The organism is Actinopolymorpha pittospori (assembly GCF_014873875.1).
In the GTDB taxonomy this organism is placed as follows: Bacteria; Actinomycetota; Actinomycetes; order Propionibacteriales; family Actinopolymorphaceae; genus Actinopolymorpha; species Actinopolymorpha pittospori.
This window is the reverse complement of record NZ_JADBEM010000001.1, coordinates 5,181,168-5,203,282: the sequence shown is the minus strand read 5'-3', so window position 1 is coordinate 5,203,282 and position 22,115 is coordinate 5,181,168. Positions and strand designations below refer to the sequence as shown.

Below are 22,115 nucleotides of genomic sequence, written 5' to 3'. Positions count from 1 at the left end.
CAGCCGGTCCTACATCATCCCTTCGGGCACGCAGCGCACGAACCGGGCACGAGCGTGACCGTGGCTAGGCTGCAAGGAGTCGGTCTGGCCACTCGCGGCCGCCACGCCACCGGTGCCAGGCCGGGTCGGGCGTCGGCCGTGAGGGGAGCAGGGATGGACGCGCAGATCGAACTCCGGGTGGACGGGCAGCCGCGCGCACTGACCGTCGACACCCGCACCACGTTGCTGGACGCACTCCGGGACCGGCTGGGGGTGACCTCTCCCAAGAAGGGGTGCGACCACGGCCAGTGTGGCGCCTGCACCGTGCTGCTGGACGGTCGTCGCGCGGTCACCTGCCTCGCCCTCGCGGTCGCCTACGACGGTGCGGAGATCACGACCGCCGACGGCCTGGCCGACGGCGCGGAGCTCCACCCGATGCAGCAGTCGTTCGTCGAGCACGACGGCTTCCAGTGTGGGTACTGCACGCCGGGCCAGGTCTGTTCCGCGGTCGGAATGCTGGAGGAGGTCCACGCGAACCACCCCAGCCACGTCACGAAGGACCTGATCGGCTCGATCAAGCTGGACGACGAGGAGATCCGGGAACGCATGAGCGGCAACCTGTGCCGGTGCGGCGCCTACGTCAACATCGTCGCCGCGGTTCGTGAGGTGGCCCGGTGAACCCGTTCGAGTACGTGCGCGCGACGGACGCCGCGAGCGCGGTGGCCACGGTCTCGGCCCACCCTGGCGCACGGTTCCTCGGCGCCGGCACCAACCTGGTCGACCACATGAAGCTCGGGGTCGCACGTCCGGACCTGCTCGTCGACGTGAGCAGACTTCCCTTCGACCACGTCGAGCAACGCCCCGACGGCGGACTCCGGATCGGCGCCGCGGTCCGCAACACCGACCTGGCGATCCACCCGACCGTCCGCGCCTGCTATCCGGCGCTGTCCAGGGCGCTGCTCGCGGGCGCCTCGGCACAGCTGCGCAACCTCGCGACGACGGGGGGCAACCTGCTGCAGCGCACGCGCTGCGTCTACTTCCAGGACGTCACCACTCCGTGCAACAAGCGCGAACCCGGCTCCGGCTGTTCGGCGATCGACGGTTACAACCGTGACCACGCCATCCTCGGCGCCTCGGAGCACTGTGTGGCGACGCATCCCTCCGACATGGCGGTCGCGATGACGGCGTTCGACGCGCGCGTCGTCGTCCTGGGTGTGGACGGCGAACGGACCATCGCGCTGACGGACTTCTATCGGTTGCCAGGCGAGGAGCCGGAGCGCGACACCGTGCTCGGCCATGGCGACCTCATCGTCGCGGTCGATCTGCCGGAGCTTCCGGTCGCCGCCCATTCGACCTATCGCAAGGTGCGTGACCGCGCGTCGTACGCGTTCGCCCTGGTGTCGGTGGCGGCGGCTCTCGACGTCGCGGACGGTACGGTCCGCGAGGCGCGGCTGGCCTTCGGCGGCGTCGCACACCGGCCCTGGCGGGCGAGCCGGGCCGAGGAGGTGCTGCGTGGCGCTCCGGCCACGACGGAGACCTTCCGCCGCGCCGCCGACGCCGAACTCGCCGCCGCGCGGCCCCTGGCCGGTAACGCGTTCAAGGTGCCGATGGCGCGCAACACGGTGATCTCCGTTCTCCACGAACTCGCCGAGCAGGAGGGACGATGACCACACCAGTCCAGGCCCGCGAGATGGGCCGGTCGCTGTCCCGCGTCGAGGGCAGGGCGAAGGTGACCGGGACAGCGCCGTACGCCTATGAGTTCCCGGTCCTCGATCCGCTGTACGTGTATCCGGTCCAGGCCACCATCGCGCGCGGACGGATCATCGCGGTCGACGCTTCCGCCGCCACCGCCCTCGACGGAGTGGTGACCGTCCTCACCCATGAGAACGCGCCCCGGCTGGCCTCGGACGCGGACAGCGAGCTGTGGGTGCTCCAGTCGGAGGAGGTCTCCTACCGCGGTGAGATCGTCGGCGCCGTCCTCGCGGAGACATCCGAGATCGCCCGCCATGGCGCGGAGCTGGTCCGGGTGGAGTACGCCGAGCAGCCGCACGACGTCGAGCTGCGGGTCGACCGGGACGACCTCTACACACCCAAGGTGCTCAACGCCGGGTACGCACCGGACACCGACCAGGGCGACGTCGAGGAGGCGCTGCGTTCGGCCGCGGTCACGCTGGACGAGACCTACTCGACCCCGTTCGAGCACAACAACCCGATGGAGCCACACGCCTCCATCGCGCAGTGGACCGACGACGGGCTGACGATGTACGACTCGACCCAGGGCCCGTCCCGGGTGCGCACCGCGCTGGCGGAGGTGTTCGGCGTCGACCCGGCGAAGGTGCGGGTCATCTCGCCGTACGTCGGTGGCGGGTTCGGCTCCAAGGGCAGTCCCCATCCGCACAACGTGCTCGTCGGGCTGGCCGCGAAGGTCGCGCGGGGCAGGCCGGTGAAGTTCGCCGCCACCCGCCAGCAGATGTTCTCCTTCCTCGGCTACCGGACCCCCACCATCCAGCGGATCCGTCTCGGCGCGGACAGCGACGGACACCTCACCGCGATCGTGCACGACGTCGTGGAGCTGACCGCGAAGGTCAAGGAGTTCGCCGAACAGACCGCGACACCGACCCGGATGATGTACGCCTCGCCCAACCGGCGCACGAGTCACCGGCTGGCCGCCCTCGACCTTCCGGTGCCGGCCTGGATGCGCGCGCCCGGTGTGACGCCGGGAATGTACGCGTTCGAGGTGGCGATGGACGAGCTCGCCCTTCGATGCGGGCTGGACCCGGTCGAGCTGCGGATCCGCAACGAGCCCGAGGTGGACCCGCAGACCGGGCGTCCGTGGTCGAGCCGGAACCTCCTCGCCTGCCTGCGGGAGGGCGCGCGCCGTTTCGAGTGGGAAGGGCGCGACCCCACGCCGGCGGTCCGGTGGCACGGCGACTGGCTGGTCGGCACCGGCGTCGCCAGCTCGAGGTATCCGGTGCACCTGCTGCCCGGCTCCGCCGCGTCGATCGGACTGGGTGCGGACGGGCGGTACGACGTCTCGATCGCCGCCGCCGACATCGGTACCGGCGCGTGGACCGTGTTGGCCCAGATCGCCGCCGACGCGCTCGAGGTTCCGCTCGAAGGGGTCAACCTGCGCATCGGTGACAGCGAACTGCCGCCCGGATCGGTCGCGGGCGGGTCGTCAGGCACCAGCTCGTGGGGGTCGACGATCGTGGCCGCCGCGGAGGCGTTCCGGACCAAGTACGGCGACCGCCCGGAGACCGGCGCGGACGTCACCGTGGACATGCCCCAGAACCCCAACCTCGCGAAGTACGCCATGGACACCTTCGGCGCCCAGTTCGCACAGGTGAGGGTCCACCCTGGCACCGGCGAGGTCCGGGTGGACCGGATGCTGGGTGTGTTCGCGGCCGGGAGAATCCTCAACCCACGAACGGCACGCTCGCAGCTCATCGGCGGCATGACCATGGGGATCTCGATGGCTCTGTACGAGGACAGCGTCCTCGACCCCCGTTTCGGGCACATCGTCAACCACGACTTCGCGACGTACCACATCGCCGCGAACGCCGACATCGGCGACGTGGACGCGATCTGGGTCGAGGAGGACGATCCCTACGTCAACCCGATGGGGGCCAAGGGGATCGGGGAGGTCGGCATCAGCGGAACGGCCGCGGCGGTCGCGAACGCCATCTACCATGCCACCGGTATCCGGCGTCGCGACCTGCCGCTCACTCCCGACAAACTGATGACCGACACGTGCGTCCGGCGGGACGGACGAGACCGGCCCTAGGGTGTGGGAGACGCACCCTAATGGGAGTGCACCGGGTGGTTTTGCCAGTCTGGTGTCTGAGCCGCTGGCCGGTGAGCACTTACGCGCCCTGGTCTTGTGTTTGAGACCTATGGCTAGATCGTGCCCCGTGCTGGTGGTCGGGGAGCGGTAGGGCTGGTGGGATGTCGTGCCGGTGAGCACTGGTCCATTAGGTCGCCTGGGTCTCCTCGCAGGCTCGTGTGGTGTTGTCGAGGAGGGTGTAGGGAGGCCTGGCTGGTGTTGTTCGTGGGTGATGACTGGGCGGAGTCCCATCACGACATCGAGATCGTGGATGAGGGTGGGCGAAGGTTGGTGCGGCGGCGGGTGCCGGAAGGGGTGGCCGGGATCGCCGTGTTGCACGGGCTGGTCGCTGATCATCTACCCGATCAGGGTGAGCCGGTAGATGTGGTGGTGGGGATCGAGACTGATCGGGGCCCGTGGGTGCAGGCGTTGATCGCGGCCGGCTACACCGTCTATGCGGTCAACCCGTTGCAGGCCGCCCGCTACCGGGAACGACACGCAGTCTCCGGCGCCAAGAGCGATGCCGGGGATGCGCATGTGCTGGCCGAGCTGGTCCGGCTGGACCGTGCCCACCATCGCCCCGTGGCCGGGGACTCCGCGCTGGCCGAGCACGTCAAGGTGGTGGCCCGGGCGCACCAGTCGCTGGTGTGGTCTCGGCAGCGGCAGACCAACACGCTGCGCTCCACGTTGCGCGAGTTCTACCCCGGCGCTCTGGCCGCCTTCGACGACCTGGCGAGCCGTGACGCACTCGCCGTGCTCACCCTCGCGCCGACCCCCGCCAAGGGGGCCCGGTTGACCCAGAAGCGGGTGGCGCAGGTGCTGGCCCGGGCCGGGCGCAAACGTAACCTGCCCGGCACCGCGGAGACGATCGTGACCGCGCTGGCCGCCCAACAGCTACCCGCCCGGGAGGGTGTCGTCGACGCCTACGCGGCCAGCGTGGCCGCCCTGGTCGCGGTGATCAGCGAACTGTCCCGCCAGATCCAGACCCTGGAGGGTGAGGTGGAGGCGGGTTTTGGTCGGCACCCGGACGCTGAGATCTACCTGAGCCAGCCAGGGCTCGGCATGACGCTTGGTGCCCGGGTGCTCGCCGAGTTCGGAGACGACCCAGACCGCTACACCGACGCCCGCGCCCGCAAGAACTACTCCGGCATGGCGCCGGTCACCAAAGCCTCCGGCAAGAAACGCGTCGTCTTGGCCCGACACGCCCGCAACCGCCGACTCGCTGATGCGCTCTACCAGCAAGCCTTCGCCGCCTTGGGCGCCTCGCCAGGAGCACGCGCCTACTACGACACCCACCGAGCCCGCGGCGCCACCCACCACCAAGCCCTACGCACACTCGCCAACCGACTCGTCGGCATCCTCCACGGCTGCCTACGCCACCACACCCCCTACAACGAAACGACCGCCTGGCCCCCCACCAACCAAACCGATCACCAAGCCGCTTGACACCTTACGAACGTGGGATGTCTAGCCGACGTTGACGGGAACGACCTCCGGCCGCGGCTCCTGCTCCTGCTCCGGTGCCGACGCTGCCGGCTGCCGTAGCACCAGGAGGGCGAGAAGGAAGCCCACGGCGAGCAGGCCCGCTCCGACGCCGAACGCCAGGTGGAACCCACTGGTGGTCGCCGCGGCCGCGTTCTGTCCGTCGGCGAGCAGGTGACCGGCGCGCGCGGTCGCGAGCGTCGACAGGACCGCGACCCCGAGTGCGCCGCCGACCTGCTGCCCGGTGTTGAACAGACCCGACACGACACCGGCGTCCTCGGGACCCGCTCCGGACATGCCGAGCACGGTGAGCGCGGACAGCACCAGCCCGCCACCGCCCGCGAGGAGCATCGTGGGCAGTAGGTGGGTGACGTAGTCGGCGTGCACCGGCAGCCTGGCGAGCAGGCCCAACGCGACCACCAGCAACGCGAGGCCGGCGAGGAGCACCCGGCGTTCGCCGAAGCGGGCGTTCAGCCGCGCCGAGAGGACGAGGGAGATGGTCCCGATCATCACCGCGGCCGGGAGCATGGCGAGGCCGGTGGCCGCGGGACCGTAGCCGACGACGTTCTGCAGGTACAGCGCGACCATGATCTGGAACCCGAACATCGCGGAGATCGCCAGCAGTTGGATGAGGTTGGCGCCCGCGACGTTGCGGGAACGAAGCACGCGCAGCGGCAGCAGCGGCTCGGCCACCTTCGCCTGCCGTACGACGAACGCCACCAGCAGCGCCACGGCGAGGAGTCCGAACCCGAGGGTGTGCGGCGATCCCCATCCGTACCGGCTGGACTCCACGATCGTGTAGACCCCGAGCATCAGGCCGGCGGTGACGAGGACGGCTCCCGGCACGTCCGCTCCCGCCCGCAGGCCGAGCCCGCGATCGGATCGGAGCACCCGAACGGCCAGCAGCATCGCGGCGATCCCGATCGGCAGGTTGATGAAGAAGATCCAGTGCCAGCTGAACGCCTGGGTGAGTACGCCGCCGAGCACCTGTCCGATGGAGGCACCGGAGGCGCCGACGAAGCTGAAGGCACCGATCGCCTTGCCCCGCTCGCGCGGACCGGGGAACAAGGTGACGATCATGCCGAGGCTCACCGCCGAGACCGCCGCCCCACCGAGGCCCTGGACGAAGCGCGCCGCGATCAGCATCTCCTGGTTGGTGGAGACACCGCACAGCAGCGAGGCGGCGGTGAACAGGCCAAGGCCGGCGACGAACGTACGCTTGCGGCCGATCAGGTCACCCAGCCGGCCGGCCAGCAGGAGCAGTCCGCCGAAGGCGATCAGGTAGGCGTTCAGGATCCAGGTGAGGCTCGAGGCCGAGAAGCCGAGGTCGTCGCGGATCGACGGCAACGCCACGGTGACGATACTGCCGTCGAGGATGATCATCAGCATTCCCGCGCAGAGGATCGCCAGCGCCAACCAGGGTGAGCGGGTGGGCTGCTCGTGCACGGGACGTGCGTCGTGGGACATCAGTCGACTCCTGTCGATGGACAACAGGAGAGACCGTAGCAGATGGTTTTGTTGTAGACGATTTCTTTCGGATCTAACTTCGGCGCTGACGGGTACGCCGGACCGGGCGCTCACACTCCACGGGGGTGGCGAGATGATCATCCGCGAGTCGGGTCAGGGATGCGACGAGGACCTCCCGCTGGGTCTTCGGGAGCGCCTCGAGCGCCTCGCGGTGCACGCGGTCCGCGATCTTCGCCCCCTCGGCGACCACCTGCTCACCCGCCTCGGTCACCGCGATGATCCGGGCGCGCCGGTCGACACTGGAAGGGCGACGTTCGGCGAAACCCGCCTTCTCCAGTTCGTCGACCGTGACGACCATCGTGGTCTTGTCCAGGTCGGAGATCTGGGCGAGCTCGATCTGGGTGCGCTCCTGCTCCAGGGCGTGGAAGAGCACACAGTAGTCGCGCGGCGTGATCCCCAGATCGGCGAACGCCGCCGTCATCCGCGTCTGCAGCACGTGACCCGTGTGGGTCAGCAGGAAGGAGAGGTCGGCAACGGACCTGGTGGGCACGCTCATGGTCATACGGGCCAGCCTAGCGAATAGGTCAAGTAATGGATTATCTACCAGCGGAACCATCTGGCGGGCCGGGGGTCGGGCGCCGCCGCTCCCGCGACGTCACTCCAGGATCCGACGGAGCGTCAGCGGACAACTCCGCGAGGGAGTCGACGAAACGGGTCAGCAGGCGCGCGAACTCCGCCCGCTCGCGGGGCGTCCAGTCCTCCATCGCCGCCGAGAACACCGACTGGCGAAAGCGGTGCACCCGCTCGGTCAGGGTCCGACCGGCCCGGGTCCGGACCAGGAACGCGCGCCGGCCGTCGGCCTGGTCGGCCTGCCGGCGCACCAGACCCGCCTCCACCGCGCCCGCGACGAGTTTGCTCGCCCGGGGCTGGTCGACGTCGAGTGCCGCGGCCAGGCTCGACACGCTGGCGGGAGTGCCCGCCCGCTCGGCCGCCTCCACCGCGTCCAGGACCGCGAACGCGGCGTCACCGACCGCGCCCTGACCCTCGTCGCGGCGTGCCCGCCGGCCGGGCCCCGGCCGCCGTTCGGCCAACCTCGCCAGCGCGCGTCGACTCATGCTCCGGCGAGCCGTCACGATCGCGCGCTCGACCGCGGCCAGCCACTCCGCCTCACCGGGTTCGTCGCCCACGCCGCTCCCCTCCCATCGACGCCATCCAGCTGCCGTCTCACATCTACATGTCTGTTGACATCTATCTCTGCGCGGGCACAGTCTAGTCCCGTGAACACGTTGGACGTGCCCGCCGACAAGCCCATCGGCTACTGGCTCAAACACCTCGACCGGCTGGTCGAGCGAAGGTTCGAGCAGGCGTTGGCCGGGCAGGGCCTGGTCCGCCGGCACTGGCAGGTGCTCGCCACCACGAAACGCGCCGTGGCGCAGGGACCGGCGGTGAACAGGCAGGTGGTGGTCGACGCCCTGGTGCCCTTCTGGGGCGAGGGCGCCGTCACTGTCGAGGAGGTCCTGGTCGACCTGGTCCGACGCGGCTGGATCGCGCAGGACGCCGACGGGCTCTACTCGTTGACGCCGACCGGTGGGGCAGCCCACGCGGCGGTGGCGGCTGAGGTCGACACGGTGCGCGCCCTGCTGTGCGAGGGGGTGTCGGAGGAGGAGTACGCCCAGACCATCCGGATCCTCGCCCGGATGGCCCACAACCTCGCCGGACCCGCTGTCCCGTCAATTCGTTCCTGACAGGCCGCGGCCGGGCGGACCCAGCCGCATGTGCGCCGCGCGTCCTGCCGGCCGCGACCGGGGCTAGCGCCGTTCCCTGCGGACGGTCACCTTCCGGCCCTTCACCGTGCTCCCCCGGAGCGCGCTGATCACCTCCTGGGCGGCGGACTCCGGGACTTCGACCAGGGAGAAGCTGTCCGCGATCTCGATCGCGCCGATCTGCCGTCCGCGCAGGCTCGACTCGTTGGCGATCGCACCCACCAGGTCCTGTGGCCGAACACCGCCGCGGCGACCGAGACCGACGAAGAGACGGGTCATACCCACGCCCGGCGTACGGGCCCGACCCCCACCCCGCCCACCGGCGGGACGCCGCTCCCGGCTCTCCCGCTCCGGGATCGGCTCGACGTCGGGGATCTCCTGCTCCTGGTCGATCGGACCGCCGGTCGCCTCGTGTGCCAGCTTGACCGCGGCGAGCGCGACCTCCATCACGTCGAACTCGTCGGTGAGCGTCTCCACCACCACCCGGAAGTGCTCCAGGTCGTCCTCGAGCAGGCTCTCGTGCAGCGCGGCTCGGGTGAGCTCCAGGCGTCGGGCCCGCAGATCGGCGACCGTCGGCATCTTCTCGACCGTGATCTTGCGACCGGTCACGCGTTCGATCGTCTTGAGCATCCGGTGCTCGCGCGGCGCGGCGAGCGTGATCGCCACGCCCTCGCGTCCGGCCCGACCCACCCGGCCGATTCGGTGGACGTAGGACTCGGGCGCGGAGGGCACGTCGTAGTTGACGACATGGCTCAGGTGCTCGATGTCGAGTCCGCGCGCCGCGACGTCGGTGGCGACGAGCAGGTCGGTCGTGCCACCTCGGATCCGTCCCATCACCCGGTCACGCTGTTCCTGGGTCATCCCGCCGTGGAGGGCCTCGGCGCGGTAGCCGCGGCCGTTCAGGGACTCGGCGAGCTGGTCGACCTCGTCGCGGGTACGGCAGAAGACCAGGGCCGCCGTGGGCGCCTCGACGTCGAGGATCCGCCCCAGTGCCGCGGCCTTGTGTGCCCGCGGGATGACGTAGGCGGCCTGGCGGACGAGGGGGGCCTCGCCGGGTTCGGGCGCGCGCCGTTCGATCTCGATCTTCACCGGATCCGTCAGGTGCCGGCGGACCATCCCTCCGATGCGCGGCGGCATCGTCGCCGAGAAGAGGACGGTCTGCCGATCCTGCGGGGTCTCCTGCAGGATCGTCTCGATGTCCTCGGCGAAGCCCATGTCGAGCATCTCGTCCGCCTCGTCGAGGACGACCGTCTCCAGCTTGTCCAGGTGGAGGGTCCCCCGACCGATGTGGTCGAGTGCGCGTCCGGGCGTCGCGACCACCACGTCGACGCCCCCGTCGAGCGAGCGTAGCTGCCTGCCGATCGGCTGGCCGCCGTAGATCGGCACGACCCGCACGCCGAGTTCGCGGCCGTAGCGATGGAACGCCTCCGACACCTGCATGGCGAGTTCACGGGTCGGAACGAGGACCAGTGCGGTCGGCTGCGGCTCCTCACGTCGGGCCGTCATCCGCTGCAGGATCGGGAGCGCGAACGCCGCGGTCTTGCCGGTGCCCGTCGCCGCCTGTCCGAGCAGATCGCGGCGGCCCAGGATCGGCCCGATGGCCTCCCGCTGGATGGGCGTCGGTTCCTCGTAACCGAGGTTCGCCAGCGCCGCCAGGAGTTCGGGGCGGAGCCCCAGGTCGGCAAAGCTGGTCGTGTTCTCGGTCTCGTTCGCGGTCATGCGCAGGCTCCTCGTTCCGGCGCGGGCGCGCCGGAGTCACGTCGACAACGTGCTCATGCTGCCGGGTGCCCACTCCGACCGTCCGAGCGACCTCGCCTCGAGCCTACGCAACCGACGGTGACCAGAGGCTGACGCGGGCGGGAGTTGGACGCATATGTGGGCAGCGGAAATCTCCGCAATGCCCGAGTACAGAGTAGGTCAGAACTCGAGAAGTAGACCCTGGCCGCGGAGTCGAACCGCGTTTGAACGACCTTCTCGGCCGCCCGCCCAACCGTGAGCTAGCCAGGGATGAATATGCACGTCCGTTCGCGACGAGCCGACCACAGCCCGTCTCCGGACAGCGGCGGCCAGCCACCAATACAGAAGAGAAACTCGTGGCGACCGTCCAAGGTCACCGGTGCTCTACACCCGGGTAAGCCCCCTAGTTCATCCGTTGCAGGGAATTTTGTAGAGCTTAATGATCACCTATCGCGCGACGGTTGTCCGTCGAATCAGCCAATCCAGCGCGATTGTCGCGTCGAGGCCAGAACACCAAGCAGACAAGGCCGGTCGAGCCTCCCTTCCGGGCACCCACGGCGCCGACGATCCGACCGGCCACGCCGACCCCGACCAGGCCGACTCCCCAGGACGGCCGCGCGGTCGATTCTCCGGAAACCGTTCAGGGGCCGGGCTCGGCTCGGGCAGTCGGATACGCCCGGCACGCATTGGCAGTCGACATCGGCGCGGATCACCTTTCGACTCCTTCCGCTCATTGGCAAATTTGCAGCAACGTTCGGCACCTCCTTCGCACCTCACTCGCTTCACTCACTTCGGCGGTCGGCTCTGACGCACTCTGATCGCGATGCCGGCTTTTCCCGACGGGAGACCGGATTCACACCAGCCGAGGAAAGGCGGCCGGAGACGGCTCACCGAGCGGCTTTCCCTGGGCGGCCCGGATTGTCCGTGGACGAGACGGACCCACTGCACCCACGGCGTCGCTACGCACCGTAGGCGGAGCGCGACCCAGCCGACGCCGTCGCAAGGCGGACGTGTGGCCGCCGACACCCGGCGTACCAGCGGTCGGTCGCCACCAGACGTCCGGCCGCGACCGATTGCTGCTGTTTGCTCGCATTCGGGGGAGACGCAGTGTAAATGTTGGGCAGCGTTCGGCAGTTCCCCGCAGTCCCCCGTGGTTCCTCGGTCTCGTCGGTCACACCGGCATCCCCTGCAACGGAGGTCGCGCATGCCCGTAGGCGCACTGGTCCGCCGTGGTTCGCTGCTCGGCGGCGTTCTGCTCTCGCTGCTCGCGACGACCCTCATGTCCGTGCCCGCGGCCGCGACGCCGGAGGCGAGTGCCCCCGTGACGTCGGACGCGTCCGCGTCGGCGGGTCCGGTCATCTACCCGAGCGGTGTCGGTGCCGACCTTGGCCCCACACCCACCACGCTCGGGATGTCGCCCAGCGCCGGACCCGACCCGGCGGGCCTGCAGACCGGTTCGACGCAGGGGCGTCCGTACTGGCAGACCAACCACGCCGCCGGCACCGACTATCTCGCCTTCGACCTCGACGACGACTACGTCGACCAGCTCACGACGAAGGACGTCACCGTCGCGGTCACCTATCTCGACAGCGGAAGCGGCGCCCTCTCGCTTCACTACGACGCGACCGACGACCCGGAGACCGCCGCCACCGACGTCCCGCTCACCAACAGTGGGCAGTGGAGGACAGGCGTGTTCCTCCTCTCCGACGTGGCGTTCGGCGACCGCCTGCACGACCCCGACATCAGCGTGTCCGGAACCTCCGCCGAGGGCGTCGTGGACGTCACGGTGTCGAAGATCCGGGTCGGCTCCGCGGGGGCGAGCGTCGAACTCGGGCCGACTCCCGTGGCGCACAACATCGCCGCGCGGGCAGGAGACCGGGCCGAGGGGCTGGTCACCGGAGAGCAGAGCGGGCGGGGCTACTGGCAGACCAACCGCGCGGCGCCCTCTCCCGCCACGCTCTACTTCTACATGAACGTCGCCGACACCTATGCCTACGACACCAGGAACACCGTGCTCGTGAGCGTCGACTACTTCGACGCCGGCAACGGGGGTCTCGGGCTGCAGTACGACTCACCAGGCCCTACCTTCTTTGGGTGCCTCCGGTCGTCCGGAATGATCGGGGCGTGCGGGCGGGATCGGTATGGCCCTCATCAGGCTGCCGCCGGATGGCTCAGGCCGCTCTGCCGCCGATCCCGCCACCTTGTTCTGACTGCTGATTAGGCGCTGCGGACCATCGCTATGTAGGGCGTTGACGGCGGAGCAGGGTCGCCGCACACCAGAGGACATCAAGGAACTGGAGACGCCGTGAGGGTTGTGGCGGGCATAGACATCGCCAAGGAGTTCCACTGGGTCGCAGTGGTTGTCGTCGAAACAGGGAAGGAATTGATCTCGCGGCGGGTCGACAACGACCCCGAGGCGATCGCCGAGTTCCTCACCGAGCTCGCCCGCATCGCCGACGAACACGGCCCGGTCACGGTCGGAATCGACGTGCTGGGCGGGATCGCAGGGCTGATCACCGCGATGCTGCTCGACGCCGAGCGCCGCTTGGTGCACGTCCCCGGCCTGGCCGTGAACCGCGCCCGTCACGCCACCCGTGGCGGCGAGCACAAGTCCGACCCTCGCGACGCGCGGGTGATCGCCGACCAGCTGCGCCTGCGCAACGACTGGCGCCCGGTCATCGGTGAGGACGACCTGACCGTCGATCTCGGCCTGCTGGTGGCGCGGCGACGCGATCTGGTTGCCGAACAGACGCGTCGAATCAACCGTGCTCACGACATGCTCGCCGGCATCTTCCCTGGCCTCGAGGCAGCCCTCGACCTGACCAACCTCGCAGAGCTGCACCTGCTGGCCCGCTACGCCACACCGGCACAGATCCGGCGCGCCGGCCGCGCTCGCATCCTCACCTACCTTCGTCGCGCCGGAGTCCGCAGCGACCGAGCCGCCCGCATCGCCACCGCGGCAGTCGACGCCGCCCAGCGGCAGAGAGCGGAAGTACCTGGCGAAGCCAGGACCGCGCAGTTCTTGCGCGAGTTCGCCGTCGACGCCATCACCGCGCGAGGACGCATCAGTGCTGTGGAGGCTGAGATCAGCGACGTCCTCGACCGCCACCCTGATGCGGCCCTCGTCCTCAGCCTGCCGGGCATGGGGGCCACCCTCACGGCCGAATTCCTGGCTGAGGCCGGCGACCTGGCTCGATTCCCGAGCGCCGACGCGCTTGCGGCCGCGTCCGGGCTCGCCCCGGTTCTGCAGCAGTCCGGCAAGATGCACTACCTCCGCCGAGCTTCCGGCGGCGCGAGAACCCTCAAGCACATCTTCTACCGGTCGGCGTTCTGCGCCATCCAAGTCGACCCGGTCAGCAAGGCCTACTACTCGCGAAAACGAGCCGAGGGCAAACGACACCAACAGGCCCTCATCGCCCTCGCCAGACGACGGGTAGCCGTGCTGCATGCCATCCTGCGCACGCGCAAGCCCTACCAGGCCGGCCACACTCGAACCGCCGCCGCGGCTTGACAGAAGCATTAGACAGCGGCCAGCTCGCCGACATGTTCAAGAACACCGAGCCCGTCCGCTACGGCGACTCCGGCACCTGGAAGACCCACACGTTCACCCTCGATGACGCGGTGATGACGAACCGCTCCAACGGCTCGGACTTCCGGGTGACGACCGGAGGATCCAACGTCGAGATCAAGGTGGCCGCCGTCCGCGTCACCGTCGTCGCGGCCCACCTCGACGCCAAGGAAGGACTGAACGCCCTGATCGAGGAAGCCGCCCGTGCGCACCGTTCCGCCCACGAGGGTGACCGGGACGGCCAGTTCCCGCCGGGCTCGAAGGCTGACCTGCAGGCCGCGATCGACCGCGCTCAGGCGGTGGCCGACGACCCGGGCGCGACCGAGACGCAGATCAAGGCCCAGGCGCACGCGCTGTTCGACGTGCTGACGGCCTTCCGCGCCTCCGTCGTCGACACCAACCTCGCCCGTGGTGCCACCGCGACGGCGAGCAGCGCCGCGACCGGCGCCGGACCCGAACTCGCCGTCGACTCCGACCAGACCACGGCGTGGACGAGCGGCAGCGGAGGGAACGGCGAGTGGCTGCAGGTCGATCTCGGCCAGGCCCAGCCGGTCAACGAAGTCCGCGTCCTGTGGGGTGCGGCATACTCCAGCGACTACACCGTCCAGCTTTCCACCGACGGTACGAAGTTCACCGAGGTCGGCCGCACCGGCTCCCCCAGCGGCAACCGGACCATGACCACCCCCTTCGCGACGACCTCGGCCCGGTTCGTCCGGGTCACGCTCGAGGGGTACGCCGGTCAGAGCACGACGTTCGAAGTCGACGAACTCCAGGTGCGCGACCGGCCTGAGGTGCGGCCCAACTCCACCCTGGTCCGCACGGTCCACCCGACCGAGGACGGCGTCGTCGCCGACTTCGACGTCACGGCGTACGGCGCCGACCGCACCGGAGCCAAGGACTCGACCCGGGCCATCCAGCAGGCCCTCTACGACTGCTACGACGCCGGCGGCGGGACCGTCTGGATGCCGGCCGGCACCTACCGGGTCACCGACACCCTCGAGGTCTTCGCGTTCTGCACCCTGCGGGGCGACCGGCGTGACCCCGACATCGGCAAGGGAAGCTACGGCACCGTGGTGGTCGCCGACCTGGCCTCCGGTGACGACGGTCCGACGCTCTTCCGGATCGGCGGCAGCGCCGGCGTCATGGGGGTCACCACCTACTACCCGCGGCAGAGCGCCAGCGATCCGGTTCCGTACAACTACACCTTCGAAATCCCCGGTGGCGCCTGGATCGGCAACGAGAACTACATGATGAGCACCATCTCCGACGTGACGATGCTCAACTCCTACCGCGGCATCGGGGTCAGCACCATGGCGAACGACCGCGGTGAGGCACCGAGCGGCGGGCAGGTGCACGAGTCCACGACCGTCCGAAACGTCAAGGGAACCGCGCTCCTCGAAGGAGCCCGCGCCTACAACGGCGCGGACGTCGGCACCTGGGAGAACATCACCTTCAGCAATGACTACTGGGCGCAGGCGCCGGCCGCCTACCAGGCCCCGGCGCGCGCGACCCTCGATGCATGGACCCGCGCCAACGGCACCGGCTTCGCCCTCGGCGACCTCGAGTGGGAACAGCTCTACCGGCTCAAGGCCTCCGACTACAAGATCGGCATCCACATCGTTCCCGGTCAGCGGATCAGCTTCGCCGGCAGTTTCCTGCAGACCGAGATCCGGCGTACCGACATCGCCCTTCGGGTGGAGTCCTTCGACTCCCGTTGGGGACTCGTGTTGGCCGGCGGCTCGTTCGAGGGAAGTCAACGTGCCGTTGACAACGGCTCGCAGGGGTTCGTCAAGGTCACCGGAACGACCCTGACGGGCGGTACCGCGGGAATCGTGCACGTCCTCCAGGGTCGGCCACCGTCGTACATCCAGCTGCCCCTGCCCGCGCCGCAGCGAGCGATGCTGTACGACGTGAGCAAGGCGCCGTACAACGCACCGCGCGGAGTCGGCTACCTGCCCGCGCAGGACGCCACCGCACGGATCCAGCAGGCGCTCGACCGGGCCGGCTCCGACGGCGGCGGCATCGTCTACCTGCCGGCCGGCTGGTACCGCGTCGAGAGTCACCTGCGCGTCCCGGCGAACGTCGAACTCCGCGGCGCCTCAGCGGTGCCCAACCGGGACCAGAACGGACGCAGTGGCGGCACGGTGCTCCTGGCGTACGAAGGTCGAGGCACCGCGCAGGCAGACACCGCCACGGCCCTGGTCACCCTGGACGGTCGCCGGTCGGGCGTTCGCGGCCTGCGGGTCTTCTACCCCGAGAACAACCCGGCCGCGCCGGAGGGCCTCGTCCCCTACCCGTTCGCCATCCGGGGCAACGGCGAGGCGACCTACGTCGTCAACGTCGGCATGCCGAACGCCTGGAACGGCGTCGACCTCGCCACCAACCGCAACGACAACTTCGTCGTGCGCAAGCTCACCGGTGCGTTCTTCCGCCACGCGGTGACCGTCGGTGAGAGTGAGCGCGGACGGATCGAAGGCCTGCTGTCCAACGGAAACGCCGTGATGCGGGTCGGCTACGGCGTACCGAACTGGGCGAACGAGGGCAACGTCTTCCCGCAGGTCATCGACAAGTACATGCGCAAGCAGTCCCAGCTCGTCACGGTCGACGGCGCGAGTCGGCTCACGGTGTTCGACGCCTTCGCCTACGGTTTCCACGACGGCCTGGTCGTGGAGTCCGGCGAGGTGACCGCTTTCAACCTGGGCACGGACAACCTCGGGGAGGACGGACACACCGTCGCGGTGACCGACGGCTCGGTGACCGCCACGAACGTGCTCCGCTACAACGGCGCCACGCTCCTCGGGCCCGCTCGGCTGCTCAACATCATGGCCATCAACATGGTGCAGCGCTCGGTGAGTGTCACCGCGTCACTCGCGGGCGCCGGCTCGGTCTCCCTTGCCGGCAACGAGACCGAGCGAGGCAGGTACGAGCTCGGCAGCGAGGTCACCGCCTCCGCGCGGCCGGCGTCCGGTCACGCGTTCGTCAACTGGACGGTGAACGGCCAGGTCGTCTCGACCGCGAGCACCTACAGCTTCACGGTGACCGCCGACCAGGTGCTCACCGCCAACTTCACCACCGGCGGGTCCTGACCGCAGTCCGCTGATCCGCTTCATCCGGCCCCCGTCAGGCCGTCGTGCTCGTGCCACGGCCTGACGGGGGCCGGAATGGCGTGATGGATCCTCCCGTGCCATGATGGCGAGTATCCGACCCGTCGTGGTCGTCGCCGCCCGGCCGGTTTCCCGGGCGCATCGCCGCCGCTCGGACCGACACCCGAGCACATCTCCGCCGCGCATCTCCATGGCGCCGCGGCTCCTCTCTCCTCAGGCTGTCGCCGCCCCCGGCAACGCCTACGACCTCACGGTCGCGCCCTGGGCCGGCCACCTTTCCTGACAGCCGGAGCCCTTGATGGCCCGGAGCCCTGGTGGCCCGGATCTGACAGCCCTCGGCGGCGTCCCACCCACCCCAGCGAAGGAATCGTTGTGCGTACTCAACTGGAAGCATTCGCGGAGCAGGTGCTCGGTCCGTGTCGTACGGTCGGCGAACGCAGTTGGCCGCATCGGGGCCCCTGCGTGCTCGAGATCAGTGACGCCGAGGGCACGACGTGGTACGCGAAGGCTCACCAGCACCAGGACAACCACCTTCGGGAACTCACGGCCTACCAGCGATGGGTTCCCGCCCTCCAGCCGCACGCCCCCACCCTGCGCGCGTACGATACCGACCGGCGCATGTTGCTGTTCTCCGCCGTACCCGGCTCGCCGCTCCAGGGGGTCGACGTCGACGTCCACCATCGCGCCGGCGTACTGCTGCGTCGGCTGCACGCCGCGGAGGGGTTGCCGCCGGACCCCCACTACGTGGCAGCCAAGCAGGCCGAGCTCGAACGCTGGGCCGCTCGCGCGGACGGCCTGCTCGACGCGCGTGAACTCGACTTCGCCCGCGGTGAGCTTCGGTCGTTGGCGGAACTCCCCGCTCCCGCCCTGGTGCCCTGCCATCTCGACTACAGTCCGCGCAACTGGCTGGTCGTCGGCGACCGGGTCTCGATCATCGACTTCGAATGGGCGAAGCCGGAGGTCTGGGTCAACGACCTCGCCCGACTCTTCTTCGGCCCGTGGCGCACCCGCCCGGATCTGCGCGAGGCGTTCCTGTCCGGGTACGGGCGGGGGTTGGAGGACGCCGACGTCGCCTTCCTCCTGGCGAACCACGCGTTCACCACCGTGTGGCAGCTCATCTGGTCCCATCACCATGACAACCACAGCTTCGCGACGTCGACCCGTCAACTTCTGCATGCACTGATGCGTCGCGAGGTCGACAGCACGGACAGCACCGGCAGCGTTGACAGAGCCGACAGCACCCGCAGCACCGACAGCACCCGCAGCACCGACGGCACCGACGGCACCCGGGCCTGAGGTCACCACCGTGAGCGCCGTTGGACTTGCGGTCGAAGGCGCACGCCCGGTCGTAGGCTGGGCGGGAGTTCGCGTGTTCGGGACATTGACTCGACACAGGGGTACGTCATGGACATACACCACAGTCGCGCCGAGACGAACGGAGTCTCGCTCCACTACGTGACAGCCGGATCGGGGCCGACCGTCATGTGTCTGCACGGCTGGCCGGAGAACCACCGCGAGTATCTGTACATCATCGAGAGGTTGGCCCACAAATATCGCTTCATCGCTCCGGACCTACGGGGATTTGCCGACAGCGAGAAGCCCTTCAGTGGCTACGAACCGAAGACGATCGCGGCCGACCTGCTGGGCCTGCTCGACGTCGAGGGGGCGGAGCACTTTCACATCCTGAGTCACGATCTCGGTGGACCATCCGCCGTCGCACTCGCCTACCTGGCGGGTGAGCGGGCCCAGTCGCTCGCGACGATCGAAACGCCGTTCTTCGGCCTCGACTACCCCGGCTACGTCGATCCGACCGTCGCGTACTGGCACCTCGGGATGCACATGAACATGGACCTCACCCGTTTCCTGATCGAGGGGCGTGAGGAGCAGTACCTGCGCCACTTCTTCCGAGACTTCGCCTACGACCCCACCGCGGTCCCGGAGTCGGAGATCCATGACTATGCCGTCCAGATGTCCCAGCCGGGCAACCTGCGCGCGAGCCTGAACCTCTACGGCTACATCCCGCAGGCGGCCGAGCAGACGAAGGAACTGACCGCCACCAAGCTGACCGTGCCGATGCTGGCGTGGGGTGGCCGATCCTCCTTCGGCTCTCACTGCGTCGACAGCGCGAAGGCCATCGCGACGACCGCACTGGGTGGTGTCATCGAGGAGTGCGGTCACTGGGTGTTCCAGGAACGGACCGAGTTCATCTGCGACGAGCTGGACCGCTTCTGGGCCGGGAAGACCTGAGGGGCTGGCGGTCATGGCGAGCTCACCCGGTTCGTTCGAGATCGAGAAGGTCGACCACACGGGTATCACGGTCACCTCGCTACATGACGCCCTGGAGTTCTGGGTGAACGTGCTCGGGTTCAAACACCTGTACACGCGCAGGTTTCCCAACGATCCGTTCATCGAGAACGTCGTCGGTGTTCCCGGAGCCGCGCTCACGCTGGCGATGGTCGAGGCAGCGGGTCAGTCGATCGAACTGCTGGAGTACCACGCGCCCGACAACCGAACGGTCATGAGGCCGCGGTCGTGTGACTGCGGATCGGTTCACGTCGGGCTCTGCGTCGACGATCTCGACGCGTTGCTGGAGCGCATCGCGGAGTCGGGATGGCACCCGATCGGCTTTCCCCAGACCGTCGAGGAGGGGGAGCGCGCCGGGCTCCGGCTCGCCTACGTACGCGGGCCGGACGGCGTCACCCTGGAGTTCCTCCAGGACGGCGAGCGCACTCGGTGAGTGTCGGTGGCGGTCAGTCGTCCAGCCGGGATCCGTCCGCACGTGTACCGCACAACCGGTGCGTCAGCACCCGCCGGTGCTGACGCTGGTGCAGTCGGTTGAGGACGACGGTGGCGAGCGTCGCACCCACCATCGGCGCGGTGAGGTAGACCCACAGGAAGTCGATGTGGCCGGACAGGACCGCGGGGCCGAACTGACGCGCGGGGTTCTCCGACCCACCGGTGGTGGTGCCCAGCGCAACGATGGCTGCTCCGATCAGGAACCCGACCAGCCAGGGCACGAACCTCGCGAGCCTGTTGTTCTGTAGGAACGTTCCGACAATGGCGACGATGACCGCCATGCCGGCCGCCTCGGCCAGGAAGAGTTCGCCGGCGGTCCAGCCCGGGCCAGGTTGGAGCGCGCCGTAGACGATCGGGAGTTCTTCGACGACTGGCCCCCAGACGGCTCGCCCGACGATCCCGCCCAGCACCGATCCGACAAGCTGGCCGACGATGTAGGGGATGACGGCCTTTCCGGGGAAGACGCCGAAGCGCCACATGGCGAGGGAGACCGCCGGGTTGAGGTGCCCACCTGTCAGCCTGCCGGGTCTGCTGAGGATGAGCAGTGCGAGAAAGATCCCGACGCAGATGCCGATGATCAGCAGTTGTAGGTGGATCTGCGGAATCGTGGCGGAGACGGGCGATGGGCCCACGACCCACCGCACGATGGTGAGCACGCCGAAGAGGAGTACGAGTGTCAGCGCGGCTTCGACCAGGCCGTGCCGCACGATGGTCGCCCAGTCCTCCGGGGCCACAGAGTTCGGACCGGTGGGCGTCCGACCCGGTTGCTCGCTCCGCTCAGCCATGGTGGCGACCTCGGGGCAGCTGGGATCGGGTGTGCGGCGATCGGACCTCATCGGCAGGACAATCCAACCCGTCGCCAACGCCCGGGCCGGGAGTCAAGCGTCCCTGACCGCGATGACCTACGTCCCGACGAGGCGAGCTTCCCCCAACCGTGGAAGGGATGCCTACTCTGGAGTGACGGTCAGCCAACCCCGTCCCGGGCCGGCCGCGGCACGTCGGTCAGCGAGGGGCGAGCTCACGGGAGTGCACGCGCCTCACGGGAGAACGATGATGAGAGCCCTCTACTTCGACAAAGCTGGATCCCTCGACAATCTGCACGTCCAGGACCTGCCGGTTCCCGCGCCGCGCGAAGGCGAGGCGCTGGTACGGGTGGCGGCGGCCGCCGTCAACCCCAGCGACGTGAAGATCGCGCTCGGCGAGATGCCCATGGTCAGCGCTCCGCGCGTGCCGGGCCGGGACTTCGCCGGTGAGGTGATCGACGGCCCGTCCGAATGGCAGCACAAGAAGGTCTTCGGAACGGGCGGCAACCTCGGGGCGGGCCGAGACGGAAGCCATGCCGAGTACATGACGGTTCCGACCGAGGGGCTCGTCGAACTCCCGGCCGCCCTCGGCTACGTGGACGCGACGGCGTGCAGCCTCGGTTACCTCACCGCGGAGGCGGCTCTGCGCCGGCTGCCGGACGAATGGCAGGGCACCACCCTGCTGGTGACCGGCGCGACCGGGACCGTCGGTTCGGCCGCGGCCAGGATCGCGGCGTCCCAGGGTGCCCGGGTCCTCGGGACCGCCAAGTCCGACAAGGACCTCGCGGACCGCCCGGACCTACCCGACATCGAGTGGATCGACCTCTCCGCGGAACCCATGTCGGAGTCGGTCCGGCACCTCACCGACGGCAAGGGGACCGATGCCGTCGTCGACGTCGTTGGTGGGCCACTCTTCGAAGAGTGCCTCGCGTCCCTCGCACCACGTGGCCGGTACGTCGTCCTGAGTTCGGTCGGGGAGCCCCGCGTCAGCTTCGACCTCGTTGACTTCTACCGCCGCGAGTCGACCCTCACCGGGCTCAACACCATGCGACTCTCCATCGGCGAAGCGGCCGATGTCCTCCGGACTCTGCTTCCAGGCTTCGAGGAGGGGCTCTTCACGCCGCCGCCGGTCCAGGAGATCACGCTCGACGACGCACCCGACGCCTACTGGGCCGTCAACAACAGGTCGGCGCCGAAGAAGTTCGTCATCACCTTCGACGCCAACGCGAGCTGAGGAGCGCGGTCCGGGCCGGCGGGATCACCCGCGCCGGCCCGACCTCCGCTCGTGACAACACGTCGCCAAGCCGATCGGCGTGCGTGTCGTACTCAGGCGTCGTCCTCCACGATGGAGATCGCGCCGGAGGGGCACAGTTGCGCGGCCTCGCGGGTGGCGGAAGCGTTCTCGGGTCGCGGCTCCGGATCGAGGAGCAGGACCTGACCGTCCTCCTCGCTCTGGTCGAAGACGTCCGGTGCCGTGAGCGCGCACATTCCGGCACCGCAGCAGCGTTCCCGGTCGACCTGGACCTTCATCGCTTCACCTCTCTCGCTGACGCCCGCTGAGTTGGTGCGGGGAAGCCTCGGCGTCTCCCGCTC

General features: G+C 69.3%; 18 protein-coding genes. 12 read left to right on the top strand and 6 right to left on the bottom strand.

The features are described from left to right. Positions 1-153: 153 nt before the first annotated feature. From HEB94_RS24480 to HEB94_RS24465, 4 genes are all read left to right on the top strand, one after another. On the top strand, positions 154-657 hold the full coding sequence (locus tag HEB94_RS24480; protein WP_192752060.1) for a 2Fe-2S iron-sulfur cluster-binding protein: 504 nt from the start codon (positions 154-156) through the stop codon (positions 655-657). After that, complete coding sequence (locus tag HEB94_RS53705; RefSeq protein WP_192752059.1) at positions 654-1,646, top strand: FAD binding domain-containing protein; 993 nt, start codon at positions 654-656, stop codon at positions 1,644-1,646. Before HEB94_RS24480 ends, HEB94_RS53705 begins: the two co-directional genes overlap by 4 nt. Continuing rightward, entirely contained in the window at positions 1,643-3,763 is a 2,121-nt protein-coding gene (locus HEB94_RS24470; RefSeq protein WP_192752058.1) for a xanthine dehydrogenase family protein molybdopterin-binding subunit, read from the top strand. Before HEB94_RS53705 ends, HEB94_RS24470 begins: the two co-directional genes overlap by 4 nt. Positions 3,764-4,018: 255 nt before the next feature. Beyond that, positions 4,019-5,248 (top strand): IS110 family RNA-guided transposase, encoded by a 1,230-nt coding sequence (locus HEB94_RS24465; RefSeq protein WP_192752057.1) that lies wholly within the window; start codon positions 4,019-4,021, stop codon positions 5,246-5,248. A 21-nt stretch (positions 5,249-5,269) separates the two neighbouring features. Here HEB94_RS24465 and HEB94_RS24460 read toward each other — a convergent pair whose 3' ends face one another. From HEB94_RS24460 to HEB94_RS24450, 3 genes are all read right to left on the bottom strand, one after another. Then, positions 5,270-6,751 carry an MFS transporter gene (locus HEB94_RS24460; protein ID WP_192752056.1) on the bottom strand — a complete coding sequence of 494 codons (1,482 nt, stop codon included), beginning with the start codon at positions 6,749-6,751 and terminating at the stop codon, positions 5,270-5,272. Positions 6,752-6,824: 73 nt separating this feature from the next. Then, positions 6,825-7,313: a MarR family winged helix-turn-helix transcriptional regulator gene (locus tag HEB94_RS24455; RefSeq protein WP_192752055.1), complete on the bottom strand. Its 489-nt coding sequence runs from the start codon at positions 7,311-7,313 to the stop codon at positions 6,825-6,827. A 34-nt stretch (positions 7,314-7,347) separates the two neighbouring features. Continuing rightward, positions 7,348-7,938 (bottom strand): MarR family winged helix-turn-helix transcriptional regulator, encoded by a 591-nt coding sequence (locus tag HEB94_RS24450; protein WP_337917963.1) that lies wholly within the window; start codon positions 7,936-7,938, stop codon positions 7,348-7,350. Between the two features lie 90 nt (positions 7,939-8,028). On the opposite strand from HEB94_RS24450, the gene HEB94_RS24445 reads away from it, so the two are divergent. After that, a complete protein-coding gene (locus tag HEB94_RS24445) occupies positions 8,029-8,496 on the top strand; it encodes a MarR family winged helix-turn-helix transcriptional regulator (protein WP_337917962.1) in 468 nt (155 codons plus the stop codon). Positions 8,497-8,559: 63 nt separating this feature from the next. On the opposite strand, the gene HEB94_RS24440 is transcribed toward HEB94_RS24445, so the two are convergent. Next, a complete protein-coding gene (locus tag HEB94_RS24440) occupies positions 8,560-10,233 on the bottom strand; it encodes a DEAD/DEAH box helicase (protein ID WP_192752054.1) in 1,674 nt (557 codons plus the stop codon). Positions 10,234-11,455: 1,222 nt separating this feature from the next. Between HEB94_RS24440 and HEB94_RS24435 the strand changes: the two genes are divergently transcribed. From HEB94_RS24435 to HEB94_RS24410, 6 genes are all read left to right on the top strand, one after another. Beyond that, the gene (locus HEB94_RS24435; RefSeq protein WP_192752053.1) at positions 11,456-12,472 is read left to right on the top strand and encodes a hypothetical protein; all 1,017 of its coding nucleotides are present in this window, start codon (positions 11,456-11,458) and stop codon (positions 12,470-12,472) included. Positions 12,473-12,556: 84 nt separating this feature from the next. Next, positions 12,557-13,762: an IS110 family RNA-guided transposase gene (locus HEB94_RS24430; RefSeq protein ID WP_192752052.1), complete on the top strand. Its 1,206-nt coding sequence runs from the start codon at positions 12,557-12,559 to the stop codon at positions 13,760-13,762. Further along, positions 13,759-16,905 carry a discoidin domain-containing protein gene (locus tag HEB94_RS24425; RefSeq protein WP_238361613.1) on the top strand — a complete coding sequence of 1,049 codons (3,147 nt, stop codon included), beginning with the start codon at positions 13,759-13,761 and terminating at the stop codon, positions 16,903-16,905. The genes HEB94_RS24430 and HEB94_RS24425 overlap by 4 nt, the downstream gene beginning before the upstream one ends. Before the next feature lie 390 nt (positions 16,906-17,295). Continuing rightward, on the top strand, positions 17,296-18,219 hold the full coding sequence (locus HEB94_RS24420; RefSeq protein ID WP_192752051.1) for a protein kinase family protein: 924 nt from the start codon (positions 17,296-17,298) through the stop codon (positions 18,217-18,219). A 108-nt stretch (positions 18,220-18,327) separates the two neighbouring features. Continuing rightward, positions 18,328-19,170 carry an alpha/beta fold hydrolase gene (locus HEB94_RS24415; protein WP_192752050.1) on the top strand — a complete coding sequence of 281 codons (843 nt, stop codon included), beginning with the start codon at positions 18,328-18,330 and terminating at the stop codon, positions 19,168-19,170. Between the two features lie 13 nt (positions 19,171-19,183). After that, positions 19,184-19,660, top strand: coding sequence for a VOC family protein (locus tag HEB94_RS24410; RefSeq protein WP_192752049.1), 477 nt, complete (start codon positions 19,184-19,186; stop codon positions 19,658-19,660). Positions 19,661-19,673: 13 nt separating this feature from the next. Here HEB94_RS24410 and HEB94_RS24405 read toward each other — a convergent pair whose 3' ends face one another. Further along, positions 19,674-20,504, bottom strand: coding sequence for an MIP/aquaporin family protein (locus HEB94_RS24405; RefSeq protein ID WP_192752048.1), 831 nt, complete (start codon positions 20,502-20,504; stop codon positions 19,674-19,676). A gap of 265 nt (positions 20,505-20,769) precedes the next feature. Here HEB94_RS24405 and HEB94_RS24400 point away from each other — a divergent pair, with 265 nt between their 5' ends. Beyond that, complete coding sequence (locus tag HEB94_RS24400; protein WP_192752047.1) at positions 20,770-21,756, top strand: quinone oxidoreductase family protein; 987 nt, start codon at positions 20,770-20,772, stop codon at positions 21,754-21,756. 92 nt (positions 21,757-21,848) lie between these two features. On the opposite strand, the gene HEB94_RS24395 is transcribed toward HEB94_RS24400, so the two are convergent. Then, on the bottom strand, positions 21,849-22,052 hold the full coding sequence (locus HEB94_RS24395) for a ferredoxin (protein WP_192752046.1): 204 nt from the start codon (positions 22,050-22,052) through the stop codon (positions 21,849-21,851). Positions 22,053-22,115 lie beyond the last annotated feature (63 nt).